The sequence below is a fragment of the Enterobacter sp. B79-1 genome (assembly GCF_057444735.1).
The window spans coordinates 1,125,851-1,140,302 of sequence record NZ_JBYAZJ010000001.1 but is presented as its reverse complement, the minus strand read 5'-3'; the positions used below and the strand labels follow the sequence as shown (position 1 = coordinate 1,140,302).

9 protein-coding genes are annotated in these 14,452 nt (G+C 54.6%); 6 read left to right on the top strand and 3 right to left on the bottom strand.

All coding sequences use genetic code 11. From position 1 onward, the window contains the following. Nucleotides 1-2: 2 nt before the first annotated feature. The 6 genes from mukF (at nucleotide 3) to AC2T6E_RS05540 (ending at nucleotide 9,855) form a co-directional block, all read left to right on the top strand. Nucleotides 3-1,325 carry a chromosome partition protein MukF gene (gene mukF / locus AC2T6E_RS05565; RefSeq protein WP_010429279.1) on the top strand — a complete coding sequence of 441 codons (1,323 nt, stop codon included), beginning with the start codon at nucleotides 3-5 and terminating at the stop codon, nucleotides 1,323-1,325. Then, nucleotides 1,306-2,010 (top strand): chromosome partition protein MukE, encoded by a 705-nt coding sequence (gene mukE / locus AC2T6E_RS05560; RefSeq protein WP_003858208.1) that lies wholly within the window; start codon nucleotides 1,306-1,308, stop codon nucleotides 2,008-2,010. The genes mukF and mukE overlap by 20 nt, the downstream gene beginning before the upstream one ends. Next, a complete protein-coding gene (mukB, locus tag AC2T6E_RS05555; protein ID WP_486690813.1) occupies nucleotides 2,010-6,458 on the top strand; it encodes a chromosome partition protein MukB in 4,449 nt (1,482 codons plus the stop codon). The genes mukE and mukB overlap by 1 nt, the downstream gene beginning before the upstream one ends. 178 nt (nucleotides 6,459-6,636) lie before the next feature. Beyond that, complete coding sequence (ldtD, locus tag AC2T6E_RS05550; RefSeq protein ID WP_486690811.1) at nucleotides 6,637-8,460, top strand: L,D-transpeptidase; 1,824 nt, start codon at nucleotides 6,637-6,639, stop codon at nucleotides 8,458-8,460. A gap of 175 nt (nucleotides 8,461-8,635) precedes the next feature. Beyond that, nucleotides 8,636-9,187 carry a peptidoglycan L,D-endopeptidase MepK gene (mepK, locus tag AC2T6E_RS05545; protein ID WP_010429293.1) on the top strand — a complete coding sequence of 184 codons (552 nt, stop codon included), beginning with the start codon at nucleotides 8,636-8,638 and terminating at the stop codon, nucleotides 9,185-9,187. Between the two features lie 20 nt (nucleotides 9,188-9,207). Then, nucleotides 9,208-9,855, top strand: coding sequence for an MBL fold metallo-hydrolase (locus AC2T6E_RS05540; RefSeq protein WP_089598364.1), 648 nt, complete (start codon nucleotides 9,208-9,210; stop codon nucleotides 9,853-9,855). Nucleotides 9,856-9,903: 48 nt separating this feature from the next. On the opposite strand, the gene AC2T6E_RS05535 is transcribed toward AC2T6E_RS05540, so the two are convergent. From AC2T6E_RS05535 to asnS, 3 genes are all read right to left on the bottom strand, one after another. After that, entirely contained in the window at nucleotides 9,904-11,094 is a 1,191-nt protein-coding gene (locus AC2T6E_RS05535; RefSeq protein ID WP_047648166.1) for an amino acid aminotransferase, read from the bottom strand. A gap of 184 nt (nucleotides 11,095-11,278) precedes the next feature. Further along, complete coding sequence (gene ompF / locus AC2T6E_RS05530) at nucleotides 11,279-12,334, bottom strand: porin OmpF (RefSeq protein ID WP_010429301.1); 1,056 nt, start codon at nucleotides 12,332-12,334, stop codon at nucleotides 11,279-11,281. 605 nt (nucleotides 12,335-12,939) lie between these two features. Beyond that, nucleotides 12,940-14,340, bottom strand: coding sequence for an asparagine--tRNA ligase (asnS, locus tag AC2T6E_RS05525; RefSeq protein WP_010429307.1), 1,401 nt, complete (start codon nucleotides 14,338-14,340; stop codon nucleotides 12,940-12,942). Nucleotides 14,341-14,452: the final 112 nt, after the last annotated feature.

The window sequence follows — 14,452 nt, the reverse complement described above, 5'->3', positions numbered from 1 at the left end:
CTATGAGTGAATTTTCCCAGACAGTCCCCGAACTGGTTGCCTGGGCCAGGAAAAACGATTTCTCCATCACGCTGCCGGTAGACAGACTCTCCTTCCTGCTGGCGGTTGCCACGCTGAACGGCGAACGGCTGGATGGTGAAATGAGCGAGGGTGAACTGGTGGATGCGTTCCGCCATGTCAGTGATGCGTTTGAGCAAACCAGCGAAACCATTAGCGTGCGTGCCAACAACGCAATCAACGATATGGTGCGTCAACGTCTGCTGAACCGCTTTACCAGCGAGCAGGCGGAAGGAAACGCCATTTATCGTCTGACGCCTCTGGGGATCGGCATTACCGATTACTACATTCGCCAGCGCGAGTTTTCGACGCTGCGTCTCTCCATGCAGCTCTCGATCGTGGCGGGCGAGCTTAAGCGCGCCGCCGACGCGGCAGATGAAAACGGTGACGAATTTCACTGGCACCGTAACGTCTACGCGCCGCTGAAGTACTCGGTGGCAGAGATTTTCGACAGCATCGATCTGACCCAGCGTCTGATGGATGAACAGCAGCAGCAGGTGAAAGACGATATCGCTCAATTGCTGAATAAAGACTGGCGTGCAGCCATCTCCAGCTGTGAACTTTTATTGTCAGAAACCTCCGGTACGCTGCGTGAACTGCAGGATACGCTGGAAGCCGCAGGCGACAAGCTGCAGGCCAATCTGCTCCGCATCCAGGATGCGACCATGGCGCACGACGACCTCCACTTTGTCGACCGTCTTGTCTTCGATCTGCAAAGCAAACTCGATCGTATTATTAGCTGGGGCCAGCAGTCGATCGACCTGTGGATCGGCTACGACCGACACGTGCATAAATTTATCCGTACCGCGATCGACATGGATAAAAACCGCGTCTTCGCTCAGCGTCTGCGTCAGTCGGTACAAACCTATTTCGATGCCCCGTGGGCGCTGACCTACGCGAATGCCGACCGTCTGCTGGATATGCGCGACGAAGAGATGGCGCTGCGTGATGAAGAGGTTACCGGTGAATTGCCACCGGATCTGGAATACGAAGAATTTAACGAAATTCGCGAACAACTTGCGGCGATGATCGAAGAACAGCTCGCTGTCTACAAAACCAGACAAGCACCGCTGGATCTTGGTCTCGTGGTGCGCGACTATCTGGCGCAATATCCTCGCGCGCGGCACTTTGACGTTGCCCGCATCGTGGTAGATCAGGCGGTACGCCTGGGCGTCGCGCAAGCAGATTTCACCGGACTGCCGCCGAAGTGGCAGCCGATCAACGATTACGGAGCCAAGGTACAGGCGCATGTCATTGACAAATATTGAACAAGTGATGCCAGTGAAGCTGGCACAGGCGCTGGCGAATCCGTTATTTCCGGCGCTGGACAGCCAGCTGCGTGCCGGTCGTCACATTGGTCTTGACGAGCTGGATAATCACGCTTTTTTGATGGATTTCCAGGAATACCTGGAAGAGTTCTACGCGCGCTACAACGTGGAGCTGATTCGCGCGCCGGAAGGGTTTTTCTACCTGCGCCCGCGCTCAACCACGCTGATTCCGCGTTCCGTACTCTCCGAGCTGGATATGATGGTCGGCAAAATCCTCTGCTACCTTTACCTCAGCCCGGAACGTCTGGCGAACGAAGGGATTTTCACTCAGCAGGAACTCTACGACGAACTGCTGTCGCTGGCAGATGAAAGCAAACTGCTGAAGCTGGTGAACAACCGTTCGACAGGTTCCGATCTTGACCGTCAGAAATTACAGGAAAAAGTTCGCTCTTCCCTGAACCGTCTGCGTCGTTTGGGCATGGTCTGGTTTATGGGCCATGACAGCAGCAAATTCCGCATTACGGAATCCGTCTTCCGCTTTGGCGCCGACGTGCGCGCGGGTGACGACGCCCGTGAAGCGCAGCTGCGCATGATCCGCGACGGTGAAGCGATGCCGGTGGAAAACCATTTGCAGCTCAATGATGAGCATGAAGAGAATCAGCCGGATAGCGGGGAGGAAGAGTAATGATTGAACGCGGTAAATTTCGCTCACTAACGCTGATTAACTGGAACGGTTTCTTTGCCCGAACCTTCGATCTGGATGAGCTGGTGACGACGCTCTCCGGCGGTAACGGTGCGGGTAAATCCACCACCATGGCGGCATTTGTGACGGCGCTGATCCCCGATCTGACGCTGCTGCACTTCCGTAACACCACCGAAGCGGGCGCGACAAGCGGCTCTCGTGATAAGGGTCTGCACGGTAAGCTGAAGGCCGGTGTCTGTTATTCGGTGCTGGACGTCATCAACTCTCGTCACCAGCGCGTGGTGGTGGGTGTGCGTCTGCAGCAGGTCGCCGGTCGCGATCGTAAAGTGGATATCAAACCGTTCGCCATCCAGGGGCTGCCAACGTCCGTGCAGCCGACGGCGCTGCTGACGGAAACGCTGAACGAACGTCAGGCGCGCGTGCTGACGCTGCAGGAACTGAAAGACAAGCTCGAAGCTATCGAAGGCGTGCAGTTCAAGCAGTTCAACTCCATTACCGACTACCACTCCCTGATGTTCGATCTGGGCGTGGTGGCGCGTCGTCTGCGCACGGCATCAGACCGTAGCAAATACTACCGTCTGATCGAAGCGTCCCTGTACGGCGGTATCTCCAGCGCCATTACCCGCTCCCTGCGCGACTACCTGCTGCCGGAAAACAGCGGCGTGCGTAAAGCCTTCCAGGATATGGAAGCCGCGCTGCGTGAAAACCGCATGACGCTGGAAGCCATTCGCGTGACCCAGTCTGACCGCGACCTGTTTAAACACCTTATCAGCGAAGCCACCAACTATGTGGCCGCAGACTATATGCGTCACGCCAACGAGCGCCGCATTCATCTCGATCAGGCATTAGAGTACCGCCGCGAGCTGTTTACCTCGCGTAAGCAGCTGGTGGCCGAGCAGTATAAGCACGTCGAAATGGCGCGCGAGCTGGGTGAGCACAACGGTGCCGAAGGTGATCTGGAAGCGGATTATCAGGCCGCCAGCGATCACCTCAACCTGGTGCAGACCGCGCTGCGTCAGCAGGAAAAAATCGAGCGCTATGAAGCGGACCTCGATGAGCTGCAAATTCGCCTCGAAGAGCAGAATGAAGTGGTGGCTGAAGCCGTCGACATGCAGGAAGAGAACGAAGCCCGCGCCGAAGCCGCCGAGCTGGAAGTGGATGAGCTGAAAAGCCAGCTCGCCGATTACCAGCAGGCGCTGGACGTGCAGCAGACGCGTGCTATTCAGTACACTCAGGCCCTGCAGGCGTTACAGCGTGCCAAAGAGCTGTGTCATCTGCCTGACCTGACGCCCGAAAGCGCCGACGAATGGCTGGATACCTTCCAGGCAAAAGAGCAGGAAGCCACTGAGAAACTCCTGTCTCTCGATCAGAAAATGAGCGTCGCGCAAACGGCGCACAGCCAGTTTGAGCAGGCTTACCAGCTGGTGGTGGCGATTAACGGCCCGCTGGCGCGTAATGAAGCCTGGGACGTCGCCCGTGAACTGCTGCGCGACGGGGTGAACCAGCGCCATCTGGCCGAGCAGGTTCAGCCGCTGCGTATGCGTCTCAACGAGCTGGAGCAGCGTCTGCGCGAGCAGCAGGAAGCCGAGCGTCTGCTGGCGGAATTCTGCAAGCGTCAGGGGAAAAATTACGATTTCGACGAGCTTGAGGCTCTGCATCAGGAGCTTGAAGCGCGTATTGCGGCACTTTCAGACAGTGTCTCTAACGCCAGCGAACAGCGTATGACGCTGCGCCAGGAGATGGAGCAGCTTCAGTCCCGCTCGCAAAAACTGTTGCAGCGTGCGCCGGTCTGGCTGGCAGCTCAAAGCAGCCTGAGCCAGCTCAGCGAACAGTGCGGCGAGCAGTTTGAATCCAGTCAGGAAGTGACCGAATACCTGCAGCAGCTGCTGGAGCGCGAGCGCGAAGCGATTGTTGAGCGTGATGAAGTCGGCGCCCGCAAGCGTGAAGTCGACGAAGAAATTGAACGCTTAAGCCAGCCGGGCGGTGCGGAAGATGCACGCCTGAATACCCTGGCGGAGCGTTTCGGCGGTGTACTGCTGTCCGAAATTTATGACGATGTTGGCCTGGACGATGCGCCGTATTTCTCCGCGCTGTATGGGCCGTCGCGTAATGCAATTGTTGTCCCGGATCTGTCGCTGATTTCTGAGCAGCTGGCAGGACTGGAAGATTGCCCGGAAGATCTCTACCTGATCGAAGGGGATCCGCAGTCGTTTGATGACAGCGTATTCAGCGTCGACGAGCTGGAAAAAGCGGTGGTGGTGAAAATCGCTGACCGCCAGTGGCGCTATTCTCGCTTCCCGGAACTGCCGCTGTTTGGCCGTGCCGCGCGTGAAAACCGTATTGAAAGCCTGCACGCCGAGCGTGAAACGCTCTCCGAACGCTTTGCGACGCTGTCGTTTGACGTTCAGAAAACCCAGCGTTTGCACCAGGCATTCAGCCGCTTTATTGGTAGCCATCTTGGCGTGGCCTTTGACGCGGATCCGGAAGCAGAGATTCGCAGGCTCAATACCCGCCGTGGTGAACTTGAGCGCGCGATTGCCAATCATGAAAGTGACAACCAGCAGAGCCGCGTCCAGTTTGAACAGGCGAAAGAGGGCGTCGCCGCCCTTAACCGCATCCTGCCGCGCCTGAATCTGCTGGCTGATGACACGCTGGCTGACCGCGTAGATGAAATCCAGGAACGTCTGGATGAAGCGCAGGAAGCCGCGCGTTTTGTGCAGCAGCACGGTAATCAGCTGGCGAAGCTGGAGCCGGTCATCTCCGTTCTTCAAAGCGACCCGGAACAGTTCGAGCAGCTAAAAGAAGATTACGCCTGGTCACAGCAGGTGCAGCGTGAAGCGCGTCAGCAGGCGTTTGCCCTGACGGAAGTCGTACAGCGTCGCGCCCACTTCGGCTACTCCGATTCAGCAGAAATGCTGAGCGGAAACAGCGATCTGAATGAAAAACTGCGTCAGCGCCTGGAGCAGGCTGAAGCCGAGCGTACCCGCGCTCGTGAAGCCATGCGTACGCATGCCGCACAGCTGAGCCAGTACAGTCAGGTCATGGCCTCGCTGAAAAGCTCCTTCGATACCAAGAAAGAGCTGTTGAACGATCTGCACAAAGAGCTGCAGGATATTGGCGTGCGTGCCGACAGCGGTGCGGAAGAGCGTGCGCGCATTCGTCGCGATGAACTGCACAGCCAGCTCAGCAACAACCGCGCGCGCCGCAATCAGTTGGAAAAAGCGCTGACCTTCTGCGAAGCGGAAATGGACAACCTGACGCGTCGCCTGCGCAAGCTGGAGCGCGACTATCACGAAATGCGCGAGCAGGTCGTGACCGCGAAGGCGGGCTGGTGCGCGGTGATGCGCATGGTGAAAGACAATAACGTTGAGCGTCGTCTACACCGTCGCGAGCTGGCCTATCTTTCCGGGGACGAGCTGCGTTCCATGTCGGATAAAGCGTTGGGTGCGCTGCGTTTGGCGGTGGCGGATAACGAACACCTGCGTGATGTATTGCGCATGTCGGAAGATCCGAAGCGTCCAGAGCGCAAAATCCAGTTCTTCGTGGCCGTTTATCAGCACCTGCGCGAACGTATTCGTCAGGACATCATCCGTACCGACGATCCGGTCGAAGCCATCGAACAGATGGAAATCGAGCTGGGTCGCCTGACGGAAGAGTTGACCTCCCGCGAGCAGAAACTGGCTATCAGCTCCCGCAGCGTGGCGAACATCATCCGTAAGACCATTCAGCGCGAGCAGAACCGTATCCGCCAGCTGAACCAGGGCCTCCAGAGCGTGTCGTTTGGCCAGGTTAACAGCGTGCGTCTGAACGTGAACGTGCGTGAGGCTCACTCTACGCTGCTGGACGTGCTGTCTGAACAACACGAACAGCACCAGGATCTGTTCAATAGCAACCGTCTAACCTTCTCTGAAGCGCTGGCGAAGCTGTATCAGCGCCTGAATCCGCAGATCGATATGGGCCAGCGTACGCCGCAAACCATTGGTGAAGAGCTACTGGATTACCGTAACTATCTGGAGATGGAAGTTGAGGTTAACCGTGGCTCCGACGGCTGGCTGCGTGCGGAGTCTGGTGCGCTGTCGACGGGTGAGGCTATCGGTACCGGTATGTCGATTCTGGTGATGGTTGTCCAGAGTTGGGAAGATGAAGCGCGTCGTCTGCGCGGGAAAGACATCTCGCCATGTCGTCTGCTGTTCCTTGATGAAGCGGCGCGTCTTGATGCCCGTTCCATCGCCACGCTGTTTGAGCTTTGCGATCGCCTCGATATGCAGCTCATCATCGCGGCACCGGAGAACATCAGCCCGGAAAAAGGGACGACGTACAAACTGGTACGTAAAGTGTTCCAGAACAGCGAACACGTACACGTTGTCGGGTTACGCGGTTTTGCACCGCAACCACCTGAGTCTTTACCGGGTACGGCAGACGCCTCCTGAGGTGTTTTGTTACAAAGCGCGGCGCAGTAGCGCCGCTTTTTTTTTACTCATAGCTTGTGCTTACGGCTGCGTTATCTTTAAACTTCTTTACATAAGGTAAGCCAACAGCAATTGTGCCTACCTATAATGAAAGAAAGCCCCAATGTGATGGGCGTGTCGTGAAAACAGGGGGCAAGGGATGTTGCTAAAGAAAAATCGTGGTCGTCAGCTGTCAGTGCTGAGTTTGTGTCTGGCAGTGATGTTTGCTCCACTGTTCACCGCGCAGGCTGATGAGCCTGAGGTTGTACCGACTGACAGCTCTGCAACGATGGGCGCTCAGCCGACGTCGTTGTCGCAGCCGCTGGAGCAGTCGCCAGCAACGGCCATTATGGCCGGTATTACGCCGTTACCTGAAGGTATCGACACAGAGTCTGTTCGTCAGCAGCTGCAGTCCGGGATGCCATCAGGATATACGCCTGCTTATCTTAATCAGCTCACGTTGCTCTATGCCGCGCGTGATATGAAACCGATGTGGGACAATCGTGATGCGGTGCGTGCTTTCCAGCAGCAGCTGGCAGAAGTGGCCATCGCGGGCATTCAGCCGCAGTTTACGACCTGGGTTGAGCTGTTGACCGATCCAGCCGTGACGGGGAAGGCGCGTGACGTGGTTCTCTCGGATGCCATGATGGGGTATCTCCAGTTTGTGGCGGGTATTCCGGTCAATGGCAATCGTTGGTTATACAGCGAAAAACCGTACAAACTGGCGACGCCAGCCCTGTCGGTCATAAACCAATGGCAACTGTCACTGGATAGTGGCGACCTGCCGCGCTTTATCGCAAGCCTTGCGCCTGCACATCCGCAATACGCCACAATGCATCAGTCGCTGCTTGAGCTGGTTGCGGATTCGCGTCCGTGGCCGCAGCTGCGAGCGACCGCCACGCTGCGTCCGGGGCAGTGGAGCAGTGATGTTCCCGCACTGCGCGAAATTCTCAAACGTTCCGGCATTCTGGATAATGGGCCAAAGATTGCGCTTCCTGGCGATGACGGTCAAAGCGTGGCCGTGAGCCCGTCGGCACCGGTAAAAGAGACCAGCGCAGCTCCGCTAAGCTCGAAGCCAGCCGCGTATGATCGCGAGCTGGTTGCAGCAGTTAAGCAGTTCCAGGCTATTCAGGGGCTGGGTGCCGATGGCGTAATTGGTCCGTCAACGCGCGACTGGCTGAATGTTTCTCCGGCACAACGGGCGGGCGTACTGGCGCTGAATATCCAGCGTTTGCGCTTGCTGCCAGGCACGCTGTCGACCGGCATCATGGTGAATATACCGGCGTATTCGCTGGTCTATTACCAGAACGGGAGTGAAGTGCTGGCTTCGCGTGTGATTGTCGGGCGTCCCGATCGTAAAACGCCAATGATGAGCAGCGCGCTGAATAACGTGGTGGTTAACCCGCCGTGGAACGTCCCGCCGACGCTGGCTCGTAAGGATATCCTGCCTAAGGTCTGGAACGATCCCGGGTATCTGGAGCGCCATGGGTATACCGTGATGCGCGGATGGAACAGTAAAGAGGCGATAGATCCCTGGATGGTCGACTGGTCAACGATAACGGCGTCAAATTTACCGTTCCGCTTCCAGCAGGCTCCAGGCGCCCATAACTCGCTGGGGCGCTATAAATTCAACATGCCAAGTTCAGATGCAATCTATCTGCATGATACGCCGAACCACAACCTGTTCCAGAAGGATACGCGCGCGCTCAGTTCGGGTTGCGTCCGTGTGAATAAGGCCTCCGAGCTGGCAAATATGCTGCTGCAGGATGCGGGATGGAACGATACGCGGATTTCAGATGCGTTGAAACAAGGTGATACCCGTTACGTTAATATCCGACACAATATTCCGGTCAATCTTTACTATCTGACGGCGTTTGTCGGCGAGGACGGGCGCACCCAGTACCGTACAGATATTTACAATTATGATCTCACTGCGCGATCCGGCGCACAAATTTTGCCAAAAGCTGAACAATTAATCAGGTAAATGAAGTAGTTCGGGCAAATTGATTGTCGTAAGTTATGGTGAATACGGGGCGATCTGGCTGTAAGCCGCGTATTCACTGGGGTTGGGCGCCTTGACGTAAGCTGTTTTGACGGTTAAGGTGCCCTTCGTGCGCTAAGCATATTTACGATTTCATTGACCTGTAGACCTGATTATCATGGACAAATTTGACGCTAATCGCCGCAAATTGCTGGCGTTAGGTGGTGTTGCGCTCGGCGCTGCGGCCATCCTTCCGACGCCAGCATTTGCCACCCTCTCGACACCACGTCCGCGTATTTTAACGCTCAACAATCTTCATACCGGTGAGTCGCTTAAAGCGGAGTTTTTCGATGGCAGAGGCTATATTCAGGATGAATTAGCAAGACTTAACCATTTTTTCCGTGATTTCCGCGCGAATAAAATAAAAGCCATCGATCCAGGACTGTTTGATCAGATTTTCCGCCTTCAGGGCCTGCTGGGAACCAGCAAGCCGGTGCAGCTCATTTCAGGATACCGTTCGCTCGATACCAACAATGAACTGCGCGCCCACAGCCGTGGGGTAGCGAAAAAAAGCTATCACACCAAAGGGCAGGCAATGGATTTCCACATTGAAGGCGTTTCGTTAGCCAATATTCGCAAAGCCGCGTTATCTATGCGCGCAGGTGGTGTAGGATACTACCCACGTAGCAACTTTGTGCATATTGATACCGGGCCGGTTCGGCACTGGTAATAACGAAACACAGGAGCAGTATGAACTATCGTATTATTCCGGTTACCGCGTTCTCCCAGAACTGTTCATTGATCTGGTGCGAGCAAACTAAACTGGCCGCGCTTGTCGATCCCGGCGGTGACGCTGAGAAAATCAAGCAGGAAGTCGCAGCAAGCGGCGTTACGCTGATGCAGATTTTGCTCACTCATGGTCATCTTGACCATGTGGGTGCTGCGGCTGAACTGGCTGAACACTACGGTGTGCCGGTGATCGGCCCGGAAAAAGAAGATGAGTTCTGGCTGCAGGGGTTACCCGCCCAAAGCCGCATGTTTGGCCTTGATGAGTGTCTACCATTGACGCCCGATCGTTGGTTAAACGAAGGAGATCGCGTTACCGTAGGGAATGTGACTTTACAGGTGTTGCATTGTCCTGGGCATACGCCAGGCCATATCGTATTCTTTGATGACCAGTCACGTCTGCTGATTTCTGGCGATGTTATTTTCAAAGGTGGCGTAGGACGCAGCGATTTCCCGCGCGGCGATCACGGTCAGTTGATTCAGTCGATTAAACAAAAGTTATTGCCGCTGGGTGATGACGTAACGTTTATCGCAGGACACGGTCCGATGTCGACGCTGGGCTATGAACGGCTCCACAACCCGTTCCTTCAGGATGAAATGCCTGTCTGGTAACCCGAATAAAAAAAGCCTGCATAATGCAGGCTTTTTTATGGGCGCAACTTACAGTACGGCGACAATCGCTTCGCACAGTGGCGCCATGTTGTCAGGCGTCATGCCTGCAACGTTCACGCGGCCAGACGCTACGGCGTACACGCCAAACTCTTCACGCAAACGCAGAACCTGCTCTTTGGTCAGGCCGCTGAAAGAGAACATGCCGTTCTGTTTGATGATAAAGCTGAAGTCGCGGTCAGCGCCTTTCTCAGCCAGCGTGTTCACGAACAGCAGGCGCATGCGCTGAATGCGCTGGCGCATATCGTTCAGCTCTTGTTCCCAGATAGCGCGCAGCGCATCGTTGCTCAGGATAGTGGCAACAACAGACGCACCGTGTGCCGGTGGGTTAGAGTAGTTCGCGCGGATAACCGATTTCATCTGGCTGAACGCACGATCGACAGTCTCTTCGTTTGCCGCGACCAGCGTACAGGCACCTACGCGCTCATTGTACAGGCCGAAGTTCTTGGAATAGGAACTTGCTACGATCAGTTCCTGATGCACTGCGGCGAACGCGCGCAGGCCTTCGGCATCCTCTTCCAGACCACGGGCAAAGCCCTGATAGGCGAAGTCAAACAGCGGCAGCCAGCCTTTCTCCACGGACAGCTTCGCCAGGTGTTCCCACTGCTCCAGCGTCGGGTCGATACCGGTTGGGTTGTGGCAGCAGCCGTGGAACAGCACTACGTCACCCGCCTGCGCTTCGCTCAGGCTCGCCAGCAGGCCGTCAAAGTCGAGAGAGTGGTTTGCCGCGTCGTAGTAAGCATATTCACGCACTTCCAGACCCGCAGAGTTAAAGACGCTCTTGTGGTTTGGCCAGCTTGGGTTGCTCACCCATACGCGCTTAACAGAGGTGTTTTTCGCCAGGAAATCCGCCGCAACGCGCAGCGCGCCGGTACCGCCAGGGGTTTGTGCTGTGCGAGCGCGTTTGCTGCTCACAATTTCGCTGCCTTTACCGAACAGCAGTTCCTGAGTGCAGCGACCAAATTCAGGGATACCATCAATACCGAGGTAGTTTTTGGTGGTTTCGTTTTCCAGCAGATACTGTTCAGCTTTTTTAACGCTGGTCAGGACCGGGGTTTTGCCGGTTTCATCTTTATATACACCAATACCCAGGTTGATTTTGCCAGGGCGGTCGTCGGCACGAAACAGATCGGCCAGGCCCAGAATAGGGTCGGCAGGAGCGGCGGTAATGTTCTCAAACATGACGAAGTTCCATTGTGATTACAGAAGTGAAATCCGCTATCAGGTTAACGGTAGATTTACAAAATGCCAACCGTTTGCGACGAAAAGCGTGCGGCTTTTCAAAAGTCGCCATTATTTTCTGTCGGGCATAAAAAAACAGGGCCGAAGCCCTGTTCATTAAGCATATAACAACGTGGTGTACTGATTAGAACTGGTAAACCAGACCTACAGCAACGGTATCATCGTTGTTGATGCCCAGCTTGTTGTCGTCTTTCAGCTGGTTGATCTGGTAGTCAACATAGGTGGACATGTTTTTGTTGAAGTAGTAAGTCGCACCGATGTCGATGTAGTTGATGTAATCTTCATCACCCACGCCTTCTACGTCTTTCGCTTTAGATTTGTAGTAAGCGATGGATGGACGCAGGCCGAAGTCGAACTGGTACTGAGCAACAACAGAGAAGTCCTGAGTTTTGTTAGCGAAGCCGTTGTCCAGGCGAGCCGCGTTGCGCATTTCACCGTACAGCGCTGCCAGGTAAATGTTGTTCGCGTCGTATTTCAGACCGGTAGCCCACTGCTCAGCTTTATCGCCTTTGCCCCACTGCAGATTCTGCTGGGCATTGGTACGGTCAGCTGCGCCGTATGCACCTACAACACCGAAACCGTCGAAATCGTAGCTAACAGAAGTTGCCCAGCCGTCGCCGTTGGAACGTGACGCATCGGTACGCTCGTTTTTGCCCAGGTACTGAACGCCAAAGTTCAGACCGTCAACCAGGCCGAAGAAGCCGCTGTTACGGTAAGTCGCCAGACCACCAGTACGGCCAGAGAAGAAGTTGTCGCTCACGCCGGTGTCGCCGCCGAACTCTGGCAGCATATCGGTGATGCCGATTGCATCATAAACCAGGCCATAGTTACGACCGTAGTCGAAGGAGCCTGCGTCACCGAATTTCAGACCTGCGAATGCCAGACGGGTTTTGTTACCGGACTGTGCATCGGAGCCTTCAGAGTTGTTACCCTGGAAGTTGTATTCCCACTGACCGTAACCAGCCAGCTGATCGTTGATCTGAGTTTCGCCTTTGAAGCCCAGACGCGCGTAAGTTTTGTCGCCATCGTTGCCGTCATTATCAGAGAAGTAATGCAGACCAACAGCTTTCCCGTAAAGATCTAATTTGTTGCCGTCTTTGTTATAGATTTCTGCAGCGTTTGCTGCACCGGCTACCAGCAGGGCAGGGATAACCACTGCCAGGATATTGCGCTTCATCATTATTTATTACCCTCATTGGTTTTTTTATGACACTCGCCACTGCCGTCAATAAATTCTGTCAATAAATATTTCCGGAACTATTGATGAGAGTTAGGTGTCTTTATGTATCTGACAGGCATCTTTCCATTCATAGAACCGTTTCGCTAGCCTGAAAGTGCTACAATTCTCAAGATTAGGTAACAAAAAGAAATAATGTGTAACTAGATATGTATTTTTGGGAACTTTGTGAACCATCTCAAATTTCAGAGAGACTTGGTTAATTAATCGGCGGTTTCATTCCTATATATATGAATTGCTTATGTTTAATTTGGCTAAAGGCAATTCATATAAACAGCGGTTAAACGGCTCATCTTTTCTTATGACCGCGAAAGGCCTTCTGGATGGCTGTGAAATTGAATAAAAAATATGCTATTGCTTGAGAATTAAATAAGCACAATAAGAATGCGGGATATTTTTTATTCACAGATATTCCATGGAAACAAAACGTAACAGCTAGTGCTTTTGACGGGGTTGTCTTTTAAAGAGGCTGACTTTGCGCTGACATAAACTGACATTGCAGAATAAAATAATGGCCAGCATGTGCTGGCCATTATCATTGAGGCGGGTTAGAAGCTTGCGTTACGCGGCGTACGTGGGAACGGAATCACATCACGGACGTTCTGAACACCGGTTACGTAGGCAATCAGACGCTCGAAGCCCAGGCCGAAGCCTGAATGCGGAACAGTACCGTAACGACGCAGATCGCGATACCAGCTGTAGTCAGCCGGGTTGAGACCCATCTCTTCCATACGGGCATCCAGGACGTCCAGACGCTCTTCACGCTGAGAACCCCCGATGATTTCTCCGATGCCAGGTGCCAGGACATCCATTGCGGCAACGGTTTTACCGTCTTCGTTAAGGCGCATATAGAAGGCCTTAATGTCTTTCGGGTAGTTTTTCACGACAACCGGTGCTTTGAAGTGTTTCTCTGCCAGATAGCGTTCGTGCTCAGAAGAGAGATCCACGCCCCAGTAAACCGGGTTCTCGAACTTCTCACCGCACTTCTCGAGGATGGCAACCGCATCGGTGTAATCCACCTGCGCGAAGTCAGCGGATACAAAGCGCTCCAGACGGGCAATAGCGTCGTTATCCACGCGCTCAGCGAAGAATTTCATGTCGTCTGCACGCTCTTCCAGAACGGCTTTAAACACGTATTTCAGCATGGCTTCCGCCAGGCCTGCCACATCATTGAGATCGGCAAAGGCCACTTCTGGTTCCAGCATCCAGAATTCCGCCAGGTGGCGGCTGGTGTTGGAGTTTTCTGCGCGGAAGGTTGGGCCAAACGTGTAGATCTTAGACAGCGCACAGGCATAGGTTTCACCGTTGAGTTGGCCGGATACCGTCAGGAAGGCTTCTTTACCAAAGAAGTCTTTGTCGTAATCCACTTTACCTTCCGGCGTACGCGGCAGGTTTTCCATATCCAGCGTAGAAACGCGGAACATCTCACCCGCACCTTCAGTGTCGGACGCGGTGATCAGCGGCGTGGATACCCAGAAGTAACCCTGCTCATCGAAGAAACGATGCAGCGCCTGCGCCAGCGTGTGACGCACGCGGGCCACCGCACCGATCAGGTTGGTGCGTGGACGCAGGTGTGCCACTTCGCGAAGATACTCAATGCTGTGGCGTTTTGCCGCCATCGGGTAGGTATCTGGATCTTCCACCCAGCCGGTGACTTCAATCGCCGAAGCCTGAATTTCGAAGCTCTGGCCCTGACCAGGCGATGCGACAACCACGCCGGTAACAATGACGGAGCAACCTGTGGTCAGGCGCAGAACGTCATCATTGTAATTGGGCAGAGAATTATTAATGACGGCCTGTACAGGATCAAAGCAGGAACCGTCATAGACGGCGAGGAAGGAGATGCCAGCTTTAGAATCTCGGCGGGTACGCACCCATCCGCGCACGGTGACTTCTTGGTCAACGGCGACACGGCCCTGGAGTACGTCGGCTACAGGCACAACGCTCATAATATTCTCTCTGTTAATTGTCGGAAATGATAAACACTTGTCCGCCCTTATGGGGGGATATCTATGTTACCTGGCATCCGCCATCAGACAAGCAGATTTCGCAGTCTTAAGA

Excerpts from the sequence above, each read along its gene's own strand:
- mukF (WP_010429279.1), top strand. The coding sequence starts at position 3 with ATGAGTGAATTTTCCCAGACAGTCCCCGAACTGGTTGCCTGGGCCAGG.
- mukE (WP_003858208.1), top strand. The coding sequence starts at position 1,306 with ATGTCATTGACAAATATTGAACAAGTGATGCCAGTGAAGCTGGCACAG.
- mukB (WP_486690813.1), top strand. The coding sequence starts at position 2,010 with ATGATTGAACGCGGTAAATTTCGCTCACTAACGCTGATTAACTGGAAC.
- ldtD (WP_486690811.1), top strand. The coding sequence starts at position 6,637 with ATGTTGCTAAAGAAAAATCGTGGTCGTCAGCTGTCAGTGCTGAGTTTG.
- mepK (WP_010429293.1), top strand. The coding sequence starts at position 8,636 with ATGGACAAATTTGACGCTAATCGCCGCAAATTGCTGGCGTTAGGTGGT.
- AC2T6E_RS05540 (WP_089598364.1), top strand. The coding sequence starts at position 9,208 with ATGAACTATCGTATTATTCCGGTTACCGCGTTCTCCCAGAACTGTTCA.
- AC2T6E_RS05535 (WP_047648166.1), bottom strand. The coding sequence starts at position 11,094 with ATGTTTGAGAACATTACCGCCGCTCCTGCCGACCCTATTCTGGGCCTG.
- ompF (WP_010429301.1), bottom strand. The coding sequence starts at position 12,334 with ATGATGAAGCGCAATATCCTGGCAGTGGTTATCCCTGCCCTGCTGGTA.
- asnS (WP_010429307.1), bottom strand. The coding sequence starts at position 14,340 with ATGAGCGTTGTGCCTGTAGCCGACGTACTCCAGGGCCGTGTCGCCGTT.